The 19,281-nt window shown below is 64.2% G+C and carries 20 protein-coding genes, 1 tRNA gene and 2 pseudogenes; 12 read left to right on the forward strand and 11 right to left on the reverse strand.

The window, feature by feature from the left end; translation table 11 throughout:
* Positions 1-60: 60 nt before the first annotated feature.
* Positions 61-315 carry a sulfurtransferase TusA family protein gene (locus tag QE444_RS11710; RefSeq protein WP_273862906.1) on the forward strand — a complete coding sequence of 85 codons (255 nt, stop codon included), beginning with the start codon at positions 61-63 and terminating at the stop codon, positions 313-315.
* On the opposite strand, the gene QE444_RS11715 is transcribed toward QE444_RS11710, so the two are convergent.
* Both QE444_RS11715 and QE444_RS11720 read right to left on the reverse strand, forming a co-directional pair.
* Positions 316-789, reverse strand: a complete 474-nt coding sequence (locus QE444_RS11715; RefSeq protein ID WP_133859407.1) for a peroxiredoxin — start codon at positions 787-789, stop codon at positions 316-318.
* A gap of 22 nt (positions 790-811) precedes the next feature.
* Complete coding sequence (locus QE444_RS11720) at positions 812-1,372, reverse strand: glycine cleavage system protein R (RefSeq protein ID WP_007162770.1); 561 nt, start codon at positions 1,370-1,372, stop codon at positions 812-814.
* 154 nt (positions 1,373-1,526) lie between these two features.
* Between QE444_RS11720 and dapA the strand changes: the two genes are divergently transcribed.
* The 6 genes from dapA to QE444_RS11750 all read left to right on the forward strand — a co-directional run bounded on the left by dapA (position 1,527) and on the right by QE444_RS11750 (position 6,167).
* Entirely contained in the window at positions 1,527-2,405 is an 879-nt protein-coding gene (dapA, locus tag QE444_RS11725; RefSeq protein ID WP_280307044.1) for a 4-hydroxy-tetrahydrodipicolinate synthase, read from the forward strand.
* A 14-nt stretch (positions 2,406-2,419) separates the two neighbouring features.
* On the forward strand, positions 2,420-3,604 hold the full coding sequence (bamC, locus tag QE444_RS11730; RefSeq protein WP_309738652.1) for an outer membrane protein assembly factor BamC: 1,185 nt from the start codon (positions 2,420-2,422) through the stop codon (positions 3,602-3,604).
* Entirely contained in the window at positions 3,543-4,301 is a 759-nt protein-coding gene (locus tag QE444_RS11735; RefSeq protein ID WP_309738654.1) for an MBL fold metallo-hydrolase, read from the forward strand. Before bamC ends, QE444_RS11735 begins: the two co-directional genes overlap by 62 nt.
* 158 nt (positions 4,302-4,459) lie before the next feature.
* Complete coding sequence (gene purC, locus QE444_RS11740) at positions 4,460-5,170, forward strand: phosphoribosylaminoimidazolesuccinocarboxamide synthase (protein ID WP_309738656.1); 711 nt, start codon at positions 4,460-4,462, stop codon at positions 5,168-5,170.
* An 80-nt stretch (positions 5,171-5,250) separates the two neighbouring features.
* Positions 5,251-5,340, forward strand: a tRNA-Ser gene (locus tag QE444_RS11745).
* A gap of 356 nt (positions 5,341-5,696) precedes the next feature.
* The gene (locus QE444_RS11750) at positions 5,697-6,167 is read left to right on the forward strand and encodes a hypothetical protein (RefSeq protein WP_158896513.1); all 471 of its coding nucleotides are present in this window, start codon (positions 5,697-5,699) and stop codon (positions 6,165-6,167) included.
* A 22-nt stretch (positions 6,168-6,189) separates the two neighbouring features.
* Here QE444_RS11750 and QE444_RS11755 read toward each other — a convergent pair whose 3' ends face one another.
* From QE444_RS11755 to QE444_RS11770, 4 genes are all read right to left on the reverse strand, one after another.
* A complete protein-coding gene (locus QE444_RS11755; protein ID WP_187978991.1) occupies positions 6,190-6,396 on the reverse strand; it encodes a carbon storage regulator in 207 nt (68 codons plus the stop codon).
* Positions 6,397-6,509: 113 nt separating this feature from the next.
* A complete protein-coding gene (locus QE444_RS11760; protein WP_309738659.1) occupies positions 6,510-6,746 on the reverse strand; it encodes a hypothetical protein in 237 nt (78 codons plus the stop codon).
* Between the two features lie 439 nt (positions 6,747-7,185).
* A complete protein-coding gene (gene rfbD, locus QE444_RS11765; RefSeq protein WP_405046468.1) occupies positions 7,186-8,121 on the reverse strand; it encodes a dTDP-4-dehydrorhamnose reductase in 936 nt (311 codons plus the stop codon).
* Positions 8,122-8,323: 202 nt separating this feature from the next.
* On the reverse strand, positions 8,324-9,169 hold the full coding sequence (locus QE444_RS11770; RefSeq protein ID WP_309738663.1) for a sigma 54-interacting transcriptional regulator: 846 nt from the start codon (positions 9,167-9,169) through the stop codon (positions 8,324-8,326).
* Between the two features lie 224 nt (positions 9,170-9,393).
* On the opposite strand from QE444_RS11770, the gene QE444_RS11775 reads away from it, so the two are divergent.
* Positions 9,394-9,786 (forward strand): hypothetical protein, encoded by a 393-nt coding sequence (locus QE444_RS11775; RefSeq protein ID WP_309738665.1) that lies wholly within the window; start codon positions 9,394-9,396, stop codon positions 9,784-9,786.
* 4 nt (positions 9,787-9,790) lie between these two features.
* On the opposite strand, the gene xth is transcribed toward QE444_RS11775, so the two are convergent.
* Positions 9,791-10,579 (reverse strand): exodeoxyribonuclease III, encoded by a 789-nt coding sequence (gene xth, locus QE444_RS11780; protein ID WP_309738667.1) that lies wholly within the window; start codon positions 10,577-10,579, stop codon positions 9,791-9,793.
* Positions 10,580-11,021: 442 nt separating this feature from the next.
* On the opposite strand from xth, the gene QE444_RS11785 reads away from it, so the two are divergent.
* A complete protein-coding gene (locus QE444_RS11785) occupies positions 11,022-13,700 on the forward strand; it encodes a cellulase family glycosylhydrolase (RefSeq protein WP_309738669.1) in 2,679 nt (892 codons plus the stop codon).
* Between the two features lie 224 nt (positions 13,701-13,924).
* Positions 13,925-14,113, forward strand: a complete 189-nt coding sequence (locus tag QE444_RS11790; protein WP_187978998.1) for a hypothetical protein — start codon at positions 13,925-13,927, stop codon at positions 14,111-14,113.
* 13 nt (positions 14,114-14,126) lie between these two features.
* On the opposite strand, the gene QE444_RS11795 is transcribed toward QE444_RS11790, so the two are convergent.
* The 4 genes from QE444_RS11795 to QE444_RS11810 form a co-directional block, all read right to left on the reverse strand.
* Positions 14,127-14,468 carry an FKBP-type peptidyl-prolyl cis-trans isomerase gene (locus QE444_RS11795; protein ID WP_273862902.1) on the reverse strand — a complete coding sequence of 114 codons (342 nt, stop codon included), beginning with the start codon at positions 14,466-14,468 and terminating at the stop codon, positions 14,127-14,129.
* Between the two features lie 55 nt (positions 14,469-14,523).
* The gene (locus QE444_RS11800) at positions 14,524-15,384 is read right to left on the reverse strand and encodes a pirin family protein (RefSeq protein WP_280307059.1); all 861 of its coding nucleotides are present in this window, start codon (positions 15,382-15,384) and stop codon (positions 14,524-14,526) included.
* A gap of 76 nt (positions 15,385-15,460) precedes the next feature.
* A complete protein-coding gene (locus tag QE444_RS11805) occupies positions 15,461-16,546 on the reverse strand; it encodes a sigma-54-dependent Fis family transcriptional regulator (protein WP_280307060.1) in 1,086 nt (361 codons plus the stop codon).
* Positions 16,547-16,556: 10 nt separating this feature from the next.
* Positions 16,557-17,723, reverse strand: coding sequence for an acyl-CoA dehydrogenase family protein (locus QE444_RS11810; protein WP_273862901.1), 1,167 nt, complete (start codon positions 17,721-17,723; stop codon positions 16,557-16,559).
* A gap of 301 nt (positions 17,724-18,024) precedes the next feature.
* Here QE444_RS11810 and QE444_RS23565 point away from each other — a divergent pair.
* A pseudogene (locus QE444_RS23565) lies at positions 18,025-18,711 on the forward strand (PAS domain-containing protein); the annotation flags it as partial.
* 144 nt (positions 18,712-18,855) lie between these two features.
* A pseudogene (locus tag QE444_RS23570) lies at positions 18,856-19,251 on the forward strand (methyl-accepting chemotaxis protein); the annotation flags it as partial.
* Between the last annotated feature and the right edge of the window lie 30 nt (positions 19,252-19,281).

Below are 19,281 nucleotides of genomic sequence, written 5' to 3' on the forward strand. Positions count from 1 at the left end.
GCCCGTCGTCTGGGTGCCTAGCAACCCCAGGCACTGACGCAGCCCCCAATGGAGAATCCCATGGCCGATCTGAGCCAACCCTACACCGGCGCCGTGACCGCCCAGCTGGACGCCAGCGGCCTGAGTTGCCCCATGCCGCTGCTCAAGGCCAAGCTGGAACTCAATCGGCTGGCTTCCGGCGAGGTACTGGCCGTGGTCGCGACCGATGCCGGTTCGCAACGCGACTTCCGCACGTTCGCCAAGCTGTCGGGGCATGCCCTGGTGGGCGAAGAGGTGGCAGGGGAGACGTTTCGCTACTGGCTGCGCAAGGCCTGATCAGGCCTGGTTGAGTGCCTGCGCGGCGGCCAGCACCTCGGCGACATGCCCGGGGACCTTCACGCCGCGCCAGATCTGGCGTACCACGCCTTCCCGGTCGATGAGGAAGGTACTGCGATCCACGCCGATGTAGTCCTTGCCATAGAGCTTCTTCTGCCGCATCACGTCGAACAGCTGGCAGAGGGTCTCGTCCTTGTCGCTGATCAGCTCGAAGGGAAAGCCCTGCTTGGTGCGGAAATTCTCGTGGGTGCGCAGGCTGTCACGGCTGACGCCCAGGATCAGGGTATCGGCCGCCTGGAACTGCTCGTGCAGATCGCGAAAGCCCTGGCCCTGAGTGGTGCAGCCGGGGGTGTTGTCCTTGGGGTAGAAGTACAGCACCGCCTGGCGACCGCGCAGGCTGGCGGGCGAGACCTCGAGGCCGCTGGTGGCCTGGGCCTGAAAATCCGGAAGCGGTTGGTCGAGGGTCACGCTCATGGGCAGCTCCTTGCGGGTTCGGTCAGTTGCTCTGCGGCCGCCAGGGCTCGATCAGGGCATCCAGATTGAGGGCGTCGGCGAAATCCAGGAACTGATCGCGCAGCCAGCTGATCTGGGTGCCGGCGGGCAGGGTCACGGTGATGGTGGCGTTGAGCATGGTGCCGCCGGTCTGGGGCGCCTGGTAGGAATCGCAGACCAGATTCTCCACTTCGATCTTGTGGTCGGCGAAGAACTGGCAGAGTTCGTTGAGGATGTCCGGGCGGTAGGCAGCGCTGACATAGACGACGTACGGCAGCGCCTGGGGACGATTCTCCAGGGCGGCGCTGCGGGTGACGCCGACGGTGAAGCCGTGGCGCTTGCCAAGGCCGGCGAGGCCGCCTTCGAGGCGCGCCAGGCCGTCCCAGTTGCCGGAGACCTGCAGGATCAGCGCGCTGTATTCCCCGTGCCGGCTCAGCCGGCTGCTGACTACCGCACAGCGATTGTCCATGCAGCTGCGGTAGAGCACGTTGGTCAGCTCCATGGGATTGGCGCCCAGCGCACTGATGACGAGAAATTGTTCGCGAATCGGGGGGGTAGCGGACATTAGGGTTCCTGGCAGGAGGGAGATACAGACTGGCAAAGGCGAAAGGGTAGCGAAAAGCGCTCGCGGGGGGAATGCCCGTTGGGGGCACGTTGCTTGTGCTGGCGCAGAGGCGTCAGTACCATTACCGCTCTCTTTTTCCGGCAGGAGCGGTTGCATGATTGCGGGGAGCATGGTGGCGCTGGTCACCCCTATGGACGCCCAGGGGCGTATCGACTGGGACAACCTGACCAAGCTGGTGGACTTCCATCTCGCCGAAGGCACCGACGCCATCGTCGCGGTGGGCACCTCGGGTGAATCCGCCACGGTCGACGTGGACGAGCACGTAGCCGTGATCCGTCATGTGGTCGAGCAGGTCAAGGGCCGCATCCCGGTGATCGCCGGTACCGGTGGCAATTCCACCCGGGAGGCCATCGACCTGACCCGCGCCGCCAAGGACGCGGGCGCCGACGCCTGTCTGCTGGTCGTGCCCTACTACAACAAGCCGACCCAGGAAGGGCTGTATCAGCACTTCCGCATGATCGCCGAAACCGTCGCCATCCCGCAGATCCTCTACAACGTGCCGGGCCGCACCGCCTGCGACATGCTGGCCGAGACCGTCGAGCGGCTGGCCAAGGTGCCGAACATCATCGGCATCAAGGAAGCCACCGGCGACCTGGCGCGCGCACGCGACATTCTCTCCCGGGTCAGCAAGGACTTTCTGGTCTACTCGGGCGATGACGCCACCGCCGCCGAACTCATGCTGCTGGGTGGCAAGGGCAACATCTCGGTGACCGCCAATGTCGCGCCGCGCGCCATGAGTGAACTCTGCGCCGCCGCCATGCGCGGCGATGCCGACACCGCACGCGCGCTCAACGAACAGCTGATGCCGCTGCACAAGAATCTGTTCATCGAATCGAATCCGATCCCGGTGAAGTGGGCCCTGCATGAAATGGGCATGATCGACGCCGGTATCCGTCTGCCGCTGACCTGGCTCAGCTCGCGCTGCCACGAAGTGGTACGTCAGGCCCTGCGTCAGGCGGGAGTGCTGGCGTGATTAGGAAGCAGTCGATGAAACGTGTTCTGGGTTTGACGACGCTGGGTCTGGCCGTGGCCGCCGCCAGTGGCTGCAGCTGGGTGTGGGGCGAGCATGGCTATTTCCGCGATCGCGGCAATGACTATCTCGAATCCCGCGAGACCGGCCCTATGCAGGTGCCGACAGATGTCCAGGCCAAGCCAATGGATCCGCTGTTGCCGATTCCGGCCAATGTGGCCGATACCCAGAATCGCTCCTATGGCTTCGAAGTGCCGAAACCCCAGGCGCTGGCCGTCCAGGGCAGTGGCAACGAACAGTTCAGCGTGCAGCGTAGCGGCAATGCCCGCTGGCTGGCCGCCCAGAAGGTCCCGGCCAACGTCTGGCCGGTGGCTCGTCAGTACCTGACCGACAATGGCTTCCGCATTGCCGAAGAGCGCCCGCAGACCGGTGAGATCATCACCGCCTGGCAGGCGCCCACCGAGCTGTCGACGCCGCTGGCGCGCAGCCTGAGCACCAACGGCCGCCTGCAACCGGGCAACGAGCTGCGCACCCGTCTGCGCATCGAGCCGGGCGTACAGTCGGGCAGCAGCGAGATCTTCCTCCAGACCCAGACCCGCAGCCAGGGCAGCTCCAGCGAGCCGTCCTGGTCCAGCAGCCAGAACAGCTCGGCGCTCGATGACGCCCTGCTGAATCAGGTGCTGGCCGGCCTGGACCGCAGCGAGCAGGGCAGTGGCTCGGTCTCGCTGCTGGCCGCCGGTGGCTACGACACCCCGGAGCGCGTGACCTACGAGGTCGACGGCAGCGGCGTGCCCATGCTGGTGCTGGAAAGCGATCTGAATCGCGCCTGGTCCAGCGTGGGTCGCGCCATCGAAGGCGCCGACATCCGCGTCGACGACATGGATCGCAGCCTGGGCGTCTACTACGTGAACATCGCCGAAGGCGCGCAGAAGCCTGAAGAACGCAAGCCGGGCTTCTTCGGCCGCTTGTTCGGCAAGGGCGAGACCAAGGAAGAGGAAGACGCCCGCGCCCGGCGCTTCCAGGTGCGCCTCACCTCGGTGGGCAACACCGTCCAGGTTACCCTGGACAAGACCATCAACACCGCAGCACCCCAGGACATCGCCGAAGGCGTGCTGAAAAAGCTTCAGACGAGCATGCAATATGCGCTTCGCAATCCTGGGCAGCGGCAGTCGGGGCAACTCGACCCTGGTGCACAGCCATAACAGCTATGTGCTGATCGACTGCGGCTTCTCCCTGCGGGAAGCCGAACGTCGCCTGGCCCGGCTGGGTGTGGTACCTGCCCAGCTGGACGCCGTCCTGGTCACCCACGAACACTCCGATCACGTGCAGGGCGTCGAGCTGCTGGCGCGCAAGCACGGGGTGCCGGTCTATTACAGTGCCGGTACCGGGCGTGGCCTGCGCAAGCCGGTGGCGGCCCAGGGGCTGCTGGTGGACGGCGAACGGCTGGTACTGGATGCGCTGGAAGTGACGGTGGTGCAGGTGTCCCACGACGCCCTGGAGCCGACCCAGTTCGTCTTCGACGACGGCCGCAAGCGCCTGGGCGTGCTCACCGATCTCGGCGAGGCGACCCCAGGGGTGCTGGCGCATTACCGCGGCCTGGATGCCCTGGTGATCGAAGCCAACCACGACAGCAACATGCTCGCCGCGGGACCCTATCCCTATCACCTCAAGGCACGGGTCGGCGGGGTGCGCGGGCATCTCAACAACCGGCAATCGGCTGACCTGGTGATGGAGCTGGCCTGTCCGCGCCTGCAGCATCTGGTGCTCGCCCACCTGAGCGAGAAGAACAACAACCCCTGGCTTGCCCGCGCCTGCTTCACCAACGCGCTGGGCTGCGACGCGGACTGGCTGCAGATCGCCGATCAGCAGCAGGGACTGGAGTGGCAGGCCATCGCCTGAGGCGCTGACCAGGTTTTTCTTTGGCGGCCGGGTGCTGCTGCACGGCCAAAAGATCCACGATCCTATGTAAACTGCGCTTCCCGGCTGTACTCGTTCCGAACCGGTCGTCTCACCTGCGTTCGTCCACAGCCTGCAAGCCATTCGAACCGGAGTCCAAGATGGAAAAACGCGCAGAACTCTACCGTGGCAAGGCCAAGTCGGTATTCACTACCGACGATCCCGATCGCCTGGTCCTGTTGTTCCGCAACGACACCTCTGCCTTCGATGGCGAGCGCATCGAGCAACTCGAGCGCAAGGGCATGGTGAACAACAAGTTCAATGCCTTCGTCATGCAGAAGCTCGAAGCCGCCGGCATCCCCACCCAGTTCGAGCAACTGCTGGGCGACAACGAATGCCTGGTCAAGAAGCTGGAGATGATTCCGGTGGAGTGCGTGGTGCGCAACTTCGCCGCCGGCAGCCTGGTGCGCCGTCTGGGCGTGGAAGAGGGCCTGGAGCTGACGCCGCCGACCTTCGAACTCTTCCTGAAGAACGATGCGCTGCACGATCCGATGGTCAACGAAAGCCACGTCCAGGCCTTTGGCTGGGCCACCCTCGACCAGTTGGCCGAGATGAAGTCGCTGACCTTCCGCATCAACGACATCCTCAAGCAGCTGTTCGATGATGCTGGCCTGCTGCTGGTGGACTTCAAGCTGGAATTCGGCCTGTTCCATGGCAAGGTCGTGCTGGGCGACGAATTCAGCCCGGACGGCAGCCGCCTGTGGGACAAGGAAACCCGCAAGAAGATGGACAAGGATCGCTTCCGCCAGGGGCTGGGCGGCGTGATCGAGGCCTACGAAGAGGTCGCCCAGCGCCTGGGCGTCCCGCTCTAAACGCAAGCCGCTGATACCAGAGCTTTTTTTGCAATTGCTTGTTCGCTTTTGCGCGCATCGCTGGTATCATGCGCCGCGTTGGAGAGATGCCGGAGTGGTCGAACGGGACGGATTCGAAATCCGTTGAGTCAGCAATGGCTCCTAGGGTTCAAATCCCTATCTCTCCGCCAATTACGAAAAACCCCGAGTGTGCCAGGCACCTCGGGGTTTTTTATTGGCCGGATTTCGGCTCTGGATCGGAAGTTTGTCCCGGTCTAATGCGGATTATTTACGAAGTGGGACCGCCGGCATCTGGTATCGACGCTGGACGAAGCTGCGGCTGGTTCGGCAGCCAACGCACCGCTGTCCATGGTCGCTGCATGCCGTCGGGCGGTAGTGATCGGCGTCTGGGAATGGCTGGACGCTTCGGGCAAATGGAGCGATGCTGGAAATGTACGCCATAGAGCGTGCGATCTCCGATGGCCGAGCAGCAGGCGGCAGCCGTTGGACGATGGCTTCGGCGCATAACAATAAGAGGAGTCGAGCGATGTTCTACAAGGTCAGCGTGTACTCACGGCCTGAAGATCGTGGGCTGCTGGTGTGGCGGTGGAAGAAGCAGTTTCTCGGTGAGTGGGTGGAGTCGCGGCAGGAATTCGAGGATTGCGACCACTGCGTTCATCACGCCTTGCAGGATGCCAAGGGGCAGAGCGTTCACCTCGAAACCGATCGCTGCACCCTCTATCGTTACCGCTTCGAAAGCATGCTGCACCAATATGGCAGCTGCTATTGCCTGAGCGGCGGACGCTCGTCCGAAGCCGTTCTGGACCTCATCGCCCAGATCGAGGAGCGCCACAACGTGATCGTGCTGCGCAATGGCCAGCCGTTCTTCCCCCACTATCGTGCGGATCTGCAGGCCGAAGGGACGCTGGCTCCCGAACTGTGGCAGGGTGTGGAATGGCGGGGACTGGAGGGGCGCTTCGAGTACGTACGCAATCGCCACTCGCCCTGGTCCAGGTAGCGCCTGGCGGTTACCGGCCGACCTAGAAGGGCAGCAACTCCTGACGCATGATGCTGATGTCGGCAGGCGCCTGGACGCCTATCTGCACGCGGTCGCCCTGCACCTTGAGGATACGGATGTTGATGCCGCCATTGAACAGCAGATCCAGCAGCTGTTCTTCATCAGCTCCCGGCTTGAGGGATAGATTGATGATTTCGTCGGTGCGACGGGTCAAGACCAGATAAGACATGAGCATCCCTGCCATGATTTCAGGGCGCCTATGATAAACAGTTCCGCCCTTTGTGAGAATCAGTAGGCAGATTGTTGGTGCTGCTCCAGGGGCTTGGCGCAGGTCCTAGACCGCTATCGACGTCCCAGTTGCCAGCGGCGTCCAACGAATCCCAGACCTCCCGAGACCATCACCAGCAGGTTGATGGTGTTGGTCGCCCCACTGCCGTGATAGCCCGCGATGACGGCGATCAGGGTGGCCAGGGCCCAGACGGAGATGGCGGCGGCCACGGCGGCGGCCATTTCATTGAAATCGGATTTCCGTACCGATCTTGCACAGGGACGGATATCGCTTTCGTATTCTTCTGGCATGGGAGGCTCCGGCTGCTGTTCTTGTTGGAGAGTATCGCCATGGATCTTATCGACTGCTGATGAACAGTCTGGATGGGATCGATAGCGCGATCAGCTTTTTTTTCCGCTGAACGGACAAGAGGTATTGGCTGAAGCCCTGGGTGGTCGGCGGGCGCGGTAGGGGGCGCCTTCTGATCTCAGGCCGGATCGTTCGACGGCCGACAACTGTCGCGGCCAGGGTCGGTCGCCTTCGTATCCGACATGACCAGCCTGGAGACCATCACGAACGACGACGGGATCACCCTCACGATCTGCCAGGATCATCCGGGAAGGGACAGGCGACGACATGGCTGAGCCCACCCGCGAGAGTGACGAGCGGGAGCTACAGTGAGGGAAGACACCCCTCCTGACCTTCGATCTGGGGCGACCCGGCGGATAGATCCGCCGGGGTCCTGCACGCTCAGTTCAGCTGTCTGTCGCGCTCGAACAACGCCCAGCAGCGGTCGAAGTCGGCCTGCCAGTGCGGCAAGGCGGCCGGCAGGACCGCCTCGATCTTGCGGCAGTCCAGGCAGGAATAGAGCGGTCGCGTGGCCGGCGTTGGGTAGTGTTCGGTTGTTGTCGGGTAGAGGCGGGCACGCAGCTCGCCGCGTTGCGCCAGGCGCTCGGCGATGGCGGCAGCGAAGCCGTACCAGGAGGTCTGGCCGGCATTGGTCAGGTGATAGAGGCCGCCGACATCGCCCTGCTCCCGCAGGCGTTCGACCAGCTGGCGCGTGGTGGTGGCGATGGTGGGTGCCCAGGTGGGGGCGCCGAGCTGATCCTCGACTACGTGGAGTTCGTCGCGCTCGGCCAGCAGCTGGCGCATGGTATTGAAGAAGCACTGGCCGTCATGGGAGTAGACCCAGGAGGTGCGCAGCACCAGTGCGCGACCTCCAGCTGCCAGCACCGCCTCTTCACCCGCCAGCTTGGAGCGACCATAGACGCTCAGGGGCGCCGGATTGCAGGTCTCGGTATAGGGGTGGCGACGGCTGCCGTCGAAGACGTAATCGGACGAGTAGTGCACGAAGGGAATATCCCGTTCGCGTGCCAGCTCGGCCAGGATCTGAGGCGCGCGGGCGTTGATGGCCTCGGCGCGCTCGCTGTCCTCTTCAGCCTGATCCACGGCGGTATAGGCGGCGGCGTTGAGGATGAGGTCGGGTTCCAGGCGGTCGAAAGCTGCCCGCAGTCGTCCGGTCTGGGCGAGGTCCAGATCCGCTTGACCGAGCACGGTCAATTGATGGGTGCTACCGAACTCGCGCTGCAAGGCGCGCGAAACCTGGCCGGAGCGGCCAGTGATCACAATATTCATGAAACCATGCCTGAACGTCTTCTGCTGAAGGCGTAATCCAAAGTAGTCGATTGCTGAAAAGCCGCGGGCTTTTCCTGCGCGAACCGAAACCTGCCGCACGAGGCGACAAATCGAGGTTTCTGGTCACCTTTACGAAGAAAGGTGGCAGCCGCTGGCTATGGCGGAGTGGGCATCGACTGATTGGACAGGGCGGTCATGGTAGGACTCGAGCAAAGTGGTATACGCGGCTAGGACTGCCGTCTGTCGGCGGAGTTCAGCGCGTCTTGGAAGACCAGGGCAGCAGCTTGCCAAGCTGGAGCCCTGACGTCGAGGCAGTCAGCAGGGCGGTATGGAGAACCTGTTCAAGTTCGCGGACGTTTCCTGGCCAGGGATAGGCGAGTAGCGCCGTTTCGTCCTCGGTGGTCAGCTCAGGCGCCCTGCGATCGAGGCGGTCGGCATGCTGCTGGAGGAAATGCCGGGCCAGGGGCAGCAGGTCGGCCGGGCGCTCGCGCAGCGGCGGCACGGGCACCAGACCCGGCGCAAGGAGCGCCCAGAGACGCGCAGAGAAGTTGCCAGCCTCGACCGCCCGTGCCAGGTCCACGCTGGAACCGGCAATCAGGCGGACATCCACAGGCGTGCGCACGCTACTGCCCAGACGCAGGATGCTGCCATCCAGTAGTACGTCCAGCAGCTCTTCCTGCAATTCGCCAGGCAGGTCGGCGATCTCGTCGAGATAGAGGCTGCCTCCATGGGCGGTACCGAACCAGCCCACGCGGCTGCCAGAGGTGCCGGCATAGGCTCGGGGAACATAGCCGAACAGTTCGGCAGCCCCATGGCGACGACTGAGTGCGGCGCAATTCAGGCTGCTGAACAGCCCGGTCCTGCCGCTGCGCTCGTGTAGCCGACGTGCCAGCAGCTCACGACCAGTTCCCCATTCGCCCAGGAGCACCACGGGATGGGGTTGCGGCGCCCGCTTATCCAGGTGTTCGAGCAGCTCTCGGGAGCGCGGATCGGCGAAGGCCAGTGCCTTGGCGCGGATGGTCAGGGCGCTTTGCTGATCTGCAGGAACGATAAGAAGGTCGGGTGAGAGCGTGGGCATGGCGAAGTCATAGGCAGTCAAAGCACTATCCTATCCTCTGACCCGTTATGCAAAAAAATAAGCTTTCGCTATGCATCTAGAGTTTTTGGTTATTTTAAGTCGATTGATCTGGTTGTCGGCGGTAAGCCGAGGAATCAGGGCGTTGGTCCGAGGGTCTGCCAAAAGACTGGGCACAGCTGCCACTATCGCCGGCATGAAGCGGCCAGAACGTCTCGGTCGCCCTGAAGAAGAGGAATTGAATTCGGATGCCTTCCCTGCGTGCGCCCTGTCCCGCTGGCGTCTGCACCTGCGAGCGTGAAGCCGTGCTGGCGGATCCCGCCGCTGATGCGCGGGCGCTCCTGCTCAATCGCCAGGAAGAGCAGCGGCTGCTGGAGCGTCTGGAAAACGTCGCCAGCGCTGCCGATTTGCAGCGCCTGCAGCAGCGCTTGCAGGAGCAGCTCGGTATCCGCCTGGACATCGAGCCGGGACCCGGAGAGGTGCGCAGCGCCCGTGGCATGCTCATCGCGCTGCAGCCACGACCGGGCCTGTGCCGCAAACTCCAGCAGTCGATACCGGCGGCCGTGCGCCGCGGCCTCAACCAGCGTCCGGAAGTGCTCTTCGCGCTGCTCAATGCCAACGACCTGCTGCGTGACGCCTGAACGCTCAGCGAGATGCCTTGAAGCGGATCCAGGTGGGGGCATGGTCGCTGGTCTTTTCCAGGTCGCGTACCCAGCGATGTACCCCGGCTTCCTGCAAGGCGTCCTGCAGCGTCGGACTCAGCAGCAAGTGGTCGATGCGCAGACCCGAATTGCGCTGCCAGCGTTGGCGGAAGTAGTCCCAGTAGGTGTAGATCGCCTCATCCGGATGGCAGGCCCGCACGGCGTCCAGCCATCCCTGACCCAGCAGGCGTTCGAAACAGGCACGACTCTCGGGTTGCAGCAGAGCGTCCTTGCGCCAGGACTTGGGATCGTAGATGTCCCTATCGGTCGGCACCACGTTGTAGTCACCCGCCAGCACTACGGGATGGCCACTTTCGCTCAGCCCCTGGGCATGCTGGATGAAGCGCTCGAACCAGGTCAGCTTGTAGTCGAATTTGGGGCCCGGCCAGGGATTGCCGTTGGGTAGATAGAGGCTGGCGACCACCACGCCTTTCACCGCCGCCTCCAGGTAGCGGCGTTGCGGGTCGTCGGCCATTCCCGGCAGGCCCCGGCGAATCTCCAGTGGCTGGTCGTCGCGCGCCAGGATGGCGACCCCATTCCAGGAAGGCTGACCATCCCACAGCGCACCATACCCCGCAGCTTCCAGTTCCGCCCGCGGAAAGTCGGCACACTTCGCCTTCAGTTCCTGCAGGCAGACGATGTCGGGCTGCTCCCGCTCCAGCCATTGCAGGAGGACGGGCAGCCGGGCACGAATGCCGTTGACGTTGTAGGTCGCAAGGGTAAGGGAGGTCATGGAGTGCTCCGGAAGAGGTTATAGCCATGACCCGGGCAAGAGATGGGCAGTTCCTCAGTAATGATTATGTGATCTGTTTCACGTTAATCTGCGACTTACTTTTTTTGGCACCTTCGGGAACTTTTGGGCGGTTGTCTGATAGTTGGAGGAATAAATTTGACGGCGGACTGGAGTTGAAGCGCTGACAACTCTAGGTGAAAGGATTCATCTGTCGGCGGCGATGAGCGGTTATTTGAAAAAATCATTAATAATCAATTGCTTGTATTTGTTCTTGATGATGTCTAAATAGTGGCCATAGTCATTGGCTATGAAGTTGGCATGTGGCTTGTATAGGTCAGGGTGCCTGGAGGCAACGTCGCGTCAGGCATAACTGCGCGACTCTTCTCTCACTTCATATCGGCCAGTGTTCAGGGAGCGCGCTGTCGATTTAGCGCAGTTGGTGATGATGAATCCATCCTTCCTGAAGTTTTCCCTCAGGGCCGCCCAGGTGCTGCCCTTCGTTGCCGCCCTGACCCTGGCTACCGGTGCCAAGGCCGAGCAGGTCAATCTGGTCGGCCTCAATCTGTCCGGGGCCGGGTTCGCGGGTCAGGTACTGCCGGGCGTCAATGGCACCCACTACATCTTTCCCGTCGAGGCCTACTTCAAGCAGTGGAGTGGCAAGGGCATCAAGCTGATCCGCTTCCCGATCATCTGGGAGCGCCTGCAACCGGTGCTGGGCGGTCCGCTGGACCCGACCTATGCGGCGCTGGTGGACCAGACCTTCGCCAATGCGCAGAAGTACGGCATGCGCATCATCCTCGACCTGCACAACTACACCTTCTATCGCGGGTCGGTGATCGGCAGCGCGGCGGTGCCCTATGACCGCTACCAGGAGATCATGACCCGGATCGCGCAGCGCTGGAGCAGTCAGCCGTCGCTGTACGCCTACGACATCATGAACGAGCCCCACGACTCCATGGCCCAGTGGCCGATCGCCGCCCAGTACGGCATCAACGGGGTCCGCGCGGTGGACAAGACCAAGCCCATCATGATCGAGGGCAATGGCTGGTCGGAGGCAACCCGCTGGCCACTGTGGAACGACTCCCTGCTGGCGCTCAAGGATCCGTCCGATAACCTGATCTTCCAGGCGCATTCCTATTTCGACGAGAGCGCCGGCGGCAACTACACCGGTATCGATGTCGGCAAGCTGAGCCAGGACTACGGCGTGGAGCGTGTGCGCCCCTTCGTCGAATGGCTGAAGAAGAACAAGAAGAAGGGCATGATCGGCGAATTCGGCGTGCCGGATAACGACCCCCGCTGGCTGCCGCTGATGGACCGAATGCTGGCCTATCTCAAACAGAACTGCATTCCTTCGACCTACTGGGCGGCGGGTCCGGGCTGGGGCAACTACTTCCTGTCGGTGGAGCCCGTCAACGGTGCCGACCGACCGCAGTGGCCGACCCTGAAGAAATACATCGATGACAGCAGCTGCACCGCCATCGGCCCGCTTGCCAGTGGCACCGGCAGTACGCCGGCCAGTGGCTCCGGAGCCACGGGCGGCTCCAGCGGCTCCACGGGCAGCAGCGGTGGCTCCAGCAGCGGCAGCGGCGGTTCGAGCAGCGGTAGCAGCACGGGCACCGGTACCCCTGCGGGCACCGGCAATACTGGCGCCTCGACCACGACCGGGGTGACTACTTCGATCAACGATTTCACCAACGAAGACTGGCTGCATGGCGTCTATCGCAAGTCGGCCGGCTTCTCCATTCCGGCGTCGGCCGCCAACGTGGGCGCCTTCAAGGTGGGCGCGCAGCTCACGCCAGCCGATGGCAAGAGCTACAAGGTGACCTATGCCCAGGTCGTCGGCAGCAACATGAGCGTCTTCATCGAGAGCCCGCAGCTCGACGGCAATGCCTATGGCTATCCCAAGACCCTGAAGACCGGCACCACCACCTCCGGCACGCCGGCGACGGTGCCCGGGACCACGACGGGCAGTACGGGCAGCTCCAGCTCGGGCAGCAACTCCAGCAATAACTCCGGCAGCGCGACGCCGGCCGCGACGGCGCCGGTGGTCGAGGTGAAGCCTGCCACCGGAACCGGCAGCTCGGGATCCACAGGCTCTACCACGCCGGCAGCCGGTTCCGCGGCCGCGCCGACGGGATCGAGCGGTACGCCTGCCAACAGCGCCAAGCTCAATCTGCTGGGGCTGAACTTCTCGGGTGCCGCCTTTGCGCCTCAGACGCTTCCCGGGGTCCTCAACGTCAACTACATCATGCCGGGCGAGGCCAACTTTCAGCAGTGGAGCGCCAAGGGCGTGCGGCTGATCCGCTTTCCGGTGATCTGGGAACGTCTGCAGACACTTTTCTTCGGGAGCCTGGAAGGGGCGTACACCCAGCAGGTCACCCAGGTGCTGGAGCTGGCCAAGAAGTACAACATGAAGGTGATCCTGGCGCTGGATAACGGCGGGCGCTACAAGGGCACCCTGATCGGCACCGGTACCGTCACCAACTTCAACTACTGGGATCTGATGTACCGTCTGGCCTACCAGTGGGGCAACCATGCCGCGCTCTATGGCTATGACATCATGGGCAAGCCCAATGGCGCCGACAGCAGCTGGCCGGTGACGGCGCAGTCCGGCATCGACGGGGTGCGCACCATGGACCGCACCCACCCGGTGATCGTCCAGGGCAATGCCTGGGGTAGCGCGGCCAACTGGCCGAGCGCGAGCAATGCCTTGCTCAATCTGAAGGATCCGGCCAACAACATCATCTACGCAGCCAACGTCTACCTCGATGAGGATGGCAGTGGCAGTTACGCCGCGCAGAACATGAACAACTTCGATCCGCAGGTAGGGGTCAACCGCGTCAAGCCCTTCGTCGAATGGCTCAAGCGCAACGGCAAGCGAGGCATGATCGCCGAGTTCGGCGTACCGGCTGGCGACAGCCGCTGGCTGACCGCCACCGACAATCTGCTGGCCTATCTGCAGCAGAACTGCATGCCGCTAACCTACTGGGCGGCGGGTCCGGGTTGGGGAGCTGCCCCGCTGGCGGTGGAGCCGGTCAATGGCGTGGAGCGGCCGCAGTGGCCGACCCTGAAGAAGTATGTCGATGCCAGCAACGCCTGCACGGCGGTAGGCCCGCGCTAGCTTTTCGCTGAGCCTGTCCTGAAAGCAACGAACCTCTCGAGGTTCGTTGCCTTTTTTCTTGACCGATCGGTAAGGAAAAACGCGCCTTTCACGCAGCACGGAAGCGCATCAACGATACGAAACGGCTCTGTGGCGGTAGTTTAGCGACGACGAACGGCTCTAGCTCGATTTGTCAGGGCACGGTTAGAGTCCGATTGACACCCCAAGCACAAGGAGTAGGTGCCATGACGCAAACCACCCAGCAGCGGCTGCAGACGCTCGAAGAGCAGATTCGCAGTCATCGACAGGATCTCGCCCGGAGCCGGCAGAGCTTTCAGGAGCAATTCGTCATCTACACCCGTGAGTTTGCCCGGCTGAGCGTGCTCGAAGCCCAGCTCGAGCTGGTACGCCGGAATACCAAGGCACCGAACTGAAGTTGGCCAGGCCTCAATCGTCCCGCGTCAAGACTTCCAGCAATTCGATTTCAAAAGTCAGGCTGGAGTGCGGCTTGATCAGCGCACCGACCTGACGTTCGCCATAGGCGAGCGCCGCCGGTACCTCCAGGCGCCGCTTGCCGCCCACCCGCATGCCCATCAACCCCTGGTCCCAGCCCTTGATCACTCGGCCGGTGCCGATCACGCACTGGAAGGGCCGGCCCTTGGCGCGGGATGAATCGAACAGGGTGCCTTCGTCCAGCCAGCCCTCGTAGTGGGTGGTGATCAGGGCGCCCTTGACCACCGCCTTGCCGTCACCCACTACCAGATCCTCGATCCGCAATTCGTCACTCAGGGCTATGCTCCCGGCAAAAGCCGGATTCTAGCCTGAGTGCGATCCTGTGGCGGGCTCACTCCGGCACGTCACCGAACAGGCCCGCCTGGTAGTCGCGGATCGCCTGGCGGATCTCCTCGGCGCTGTTCATGACGAAGGGGCCATGGGCGACGATGGGTTCGGCAAAGGGCGCCGCATGGCCATAGAGCAGCACCGCGCCGTCGCGACTGGCGACTTCGAGGTGGTCGCCGTCATCGGCGAATTCGAACAGCTGCCAGGGGGCTTCGTCATGACCAGCGATCTGCAGGGTGCCGCGGACGCTGTAGCAGAACACCATGGCACCCGCGGGAGCGGGCAGGGTGGCGCGGCCGCCGGGGGCAATCTCGACGGTCATCAGGGTGATGGGCGTCGGCGTCTGCACGGCGCCCTGGACACCCTGGTGAGTGCCGGAGGTGAGTCGGATACGCACCCGGCCTTCATCCTCTTCGATCAGCGGCATGGCCTCGGCAGTGACGCCCTGGTAGGCCGGAGGCGTGAACTTGAGACGGGCGGGCAGATTGACCCACAGCTGCAGGATCTCCAGGTCACCGCCATCGCGCTTGAAGGCGGCGGGAGAGAGTTCGGCATGCACCAGCCCGCTGCCCGCGGTCATCCACTGGATGCCCCCGGCTTCTATGACGCTTTCGTGGCCGCCGCTGTCGCGGTGGGCCAGCGCACCGGCGAGGATGAAGGTCACCGTCTCGAAGCCGCGATGGGGATGAGGACCAAAGGGCAGGCCGGCATTGTGCGGCGGATAGACCTGGGGACCGTGGTGGTTGAGGAACAGGAAGGGATCCAGATGCGGCAGGCCGGGGCCCGGCAGCGGGCGGCGGGTCTGGAGGTCACCGATGTCGTCACGCCGGGCGGGATGGCGGTGCTGCAGGGTACGGGCGGTCATGCGGGGCCTCGCGGGGCAAAACCCCAGTGTAAGGGGCACCTCGGCAGGCGGGTACCCCAGGCGTGAAGAGCGCCCTTCAGATGGAGAAGCGCACCTCGCGTTCCGGCCGGACCGCGAGCGGGCGACGGTGATTGACCACCAGTTCGCCGATGCGGATCAGGTGGGCGCGGGTGACGTTGCGACTCAGCCCCAGCAGGCGCGCGGTGTGGACCTGGTTGCGATGGCAGAAGCGATAGGCCGCGCGTACCAGGGCCTCTTCGACGCGCTCGTGCAGGGCCTCCGGTTGCTCTTCGAACAACTGGGCGAATGCCTTGGCCAGCAGGCTGTCCACTGGCGCCGTCTCGACCGGGCGTGGCGCTGGCGAAACGAGGCTGGGCCGCTGGACGAAGGACAGGTCGCTGGCTTCCAGCTGGCCCTGAGGCTTGACCAGCAGGGCGTGCTGCAGGGTGTTTTCCAGTTCGCGGATATTGCCCGGCCAGGGGTGTTCCAGCAGGCGTCGCTCCGCCGCCGGTGTCAGGGCGACCGGCGCCTGGGCATAGGCGTGAAGGAAGTGCCGGGCCAGCGGCAGGATATCGCCCTGGCGCTGGCGCAGCGGCAACAGCGGCAGGCTGACCACATTGAGGCGGTACCAGAGGTCTTCGCGAAAGGAGCCTTCGGCCACCGCCCGCTCCAGCGGGACGTTGGTGGCGGCGACGATCCTTACGTTCAGCGGCAGGCTGCGGCGAGAGCCGAGCCGCACCACCTCGCGCTCCTGCAGGACGCGCAGCAGCTTGACCTGCACCGACAACGGCAGGTCGCCGATCTCGTCGAGAAACAGGGTGCCGCCGTTGGCCTCCTCGAACCAGCCGGCGCGCGCGGTGAGGGCGCCGGTGAAGGCGCCTTTCTCATGGCCGAACAACTCAGCCTCGACCAGGCTCTCGGCAAAGGCGCCGCAATTGACGGCGACGAAGGGGCCGGCATAGCGGTGGCTCAGCGCATGGATATGCCGGGCGATCAGTTCCTTGCCGGTACCGGTCTCGCCGATCACCAGCACACTGGCGTCGCTCGGGGCGATCTTTTCCAGGTGGGCGAGCAGGTCGCGCGATTTGGGATCGGCGAACACCTGGGCGGTCGCGCGGTAGCGGGGCACCTCGGGCGTGCGCGTCAGGGTCAGCAGGGTCATCGCGGATTCCTCAGGAGTAGAAGCTGGGGGTGGGAAGGGTGTCGTTGAGGGCCCACTCGCCCAGCTCGTGCAACTTGTAGTCGACCGGATCGTGCAGGGTCTGGGTGCGCAGGTTGCGCCAGTAGCGATCCAGGCGCAGCGCACCGGCGGTGGCCCGGGCGCCGCCGACCTCGAACAGGCGGCTGGCGAGATCGAGGCCGTGCCGGCTGGCGGCGACCTTGGCCGTGGCGATGGCGACGGCCAGTTCGCCGCGTGCCGCTGGGGTGAGGGCCGTACCCTGTTGCCACGCCTGGGCGAAGGCGCCGTTGGCGCGCTCCACCAGCAGCCGACTGCTCTCCAGGGCGACCCAGAACTCGCCGTAGTGGCGTAGGATGTAGGGGTCTTCGCTGGCGCTGGCGGCCGTTGACTTGAACCAGGGGCGCGCCTGGGTGGTGGTGTAGCGGCGCGCCTCGGCGAAGGCGCCTTCGGCCAGGCCGAGAAAGATGTTGGCGAAGATCAGCTGGGCCAGCAGCGGCCGCAGGCAGGCGAAAGGCGTGCTTAGCGGGCCGGGGTCGAGCAGCCATTCCTGCTGTTCGACGCGTACGCCGTCGAAGCGCGCGCTGCCGCTGTCGGTCTGGCGCTGGCCGTTGTTGTCCCAGTCGTCGAACAACTGGATGCCGGCGCGCCCGGTAGGCACCACGGCAATCAGCAGGCGTCCGCTGTCATCGTTCTCCAGCGCCGAGAGCAGCAACAGATCGGAGTCCAGGGCACCGCTGCAAAAGCTCTTCTGGCCATCCACCTGCCAGGCATCGCCGTGGCGGCGGGCGAGGGTACGGCGATCCAGGGGGTTGAGCGCGTTCCCCCAGAACAGGGCATCGCGCGCGGTGCTCTCCAGCCAGGGTCGCCATTGCGCAGGCTGGCCGAACAGCTGGGTGGTGGCGAGCAACAGATGATGGAAGCCGAAGACGTGGGCCAGGGAGCTGTCGACCCGGGCCAGCCGCCGCACTGCCTCCAGCGTCTGGTCCCAGGTGGCGCCGAGGCCGCCCAGTTCCGGGGGAATGCTCAGGGCCAGGAGACCGCTCTGGCGCAGGGCGTCACGCTCGGTCTTGGGCGTTCCGCCCTGACGATCGCGTTCGGCCGCGGTGGCGGCGAAGCGTTCCAGCAGGGGCGTGAGGGGATCCAGCAGGGCATCGGACATGAGGGACTCGTGCGGTGGAGGGGGTCGCAGGTGTTAGAACGTAATGCGAGCCAAACCCTTAGTTGAAATATTTTTTTGTTATTAGTTAATGGCGTGGCGCCACCCATCTTGCATTCCGACCGCCTGGTCATCTTTTTTTGCTATCTCATTTAAGCCCTGACTGTTGGCTGCCGACACTGAATTAACTCAATCTCCCGACCAGGGGCGTGTCATGTTCAACAAAGGATTAAAACAAGAACTGCAGCGTCTCCGCGAGCAGGTGGATTCCTTCAAGCGACTGAAGGCCGAGCTCGACGTCGAGATGATTGGCCTGGAGCTGGACGGCCAGGGCCGCGTGACCGCGGTGAACGCCAATTTCGAACAGGAAATGGGCCTGCGCGCCGCGGATTTGCTGGGTCGTCCGCTCCTGGATCTGGTGCCGGCGCATGTCAGAAACCAGGAGTACAACCGTCGCCTGCAGCAGTGCCTGAGCCGCGGCGAGCCCTATAGCGGGGCGCTGCATCTCTTGCGTGGCGATGGCCGGGAAGCCTGGCTGAGAGGCATCCTGCACCCGTTCCACGACAGCCAGGGCCAGGTGACGCGCTTCCGACTGTTCTGCAACAACCTGACGAGAACCATCGAGACCTCGCGCGAGCACGAAAGCCTGCTCAAGGCGCTGCGCCGTTCCACGGCGGTCATCGAATTCAACCTCGACGGCGAGGTGCTCGACGCCAACGACAGATTCCTGCAGGCCATGGGCTATTCCCTGGCGCAGATCAAGGGCAAGCACCACCGGCTGTTCTGCGAGCCGGCCGAGGCCAACTCCGAGGCCTATCAGCAATTCTGGGCGCGTCTGCGTCGCGGCGAATTCGTCGTGGATCGCTTCAAGCGCCTGGATGCCCATGGCCGCGATGTCTGGCTGGAAGCCTCCTACAACCCGGTGATCGACGCCCATGATCGCCTGTACAAGGTGGTCAAGTTCGCCACCGTGATCACCGATCAGGTCCAGCAGGAACAGGCGGTGTCCGAGGCCGCCAGCGTAGCCTTCGAGACCTCCCGGCATACCGACGACACCGCCCGCAAGGGTGCGGCGGTGGCGCAGCAGACGGTGGAGGTGATGCGCGCCCTGGCCACCCAGATGCAGGAGGCGGTGAAGGGCATCGAGGCGCTGGACAACCAGTCCCAGGTGATCGGCACCATCATCAAGACCATCAGCGGCATCGCCGAACAGACCAACCTGCTGGCGCTCAATGCCGCCATCGAGGCGGCTCGGGCCGGCGAGCAGGGCCGCGGCTTCGCCGTGGTGGCCGACGAGGTCAGGCAACTGGCCTCGCGCACCAGCAAGGCGACCGAGGAGATCGTCGGGGTGGTGCAGCAGAACCAGCAACTGGCCGGCGAAGCCGTGACGGTGATCGAGAACGGCCGGCGTCAGGCCGAGCAGGGCCTGGAGCTGGCGGGGCAGGCCGGGCAGGTGATCGTGGAGATCCAGGATGGCGCCCAGCGGGTGGTCGGCGCCGTGGGGCGCTTCGCCCGCCAGCTGTCGAACTGATCCCGCACGCTGAATGCACAACGGCAACCC

The organism is Pseudomonas sp. SORGH_AS_0199, assembly GCF_031453735.1.
Lineage (GTDB): Bacteria > Pseudomonadota > Gammaproteobacteria > Pseudomonadales > Pseudomonadaceae > Chryseomonas > Chryseomonas aestiva.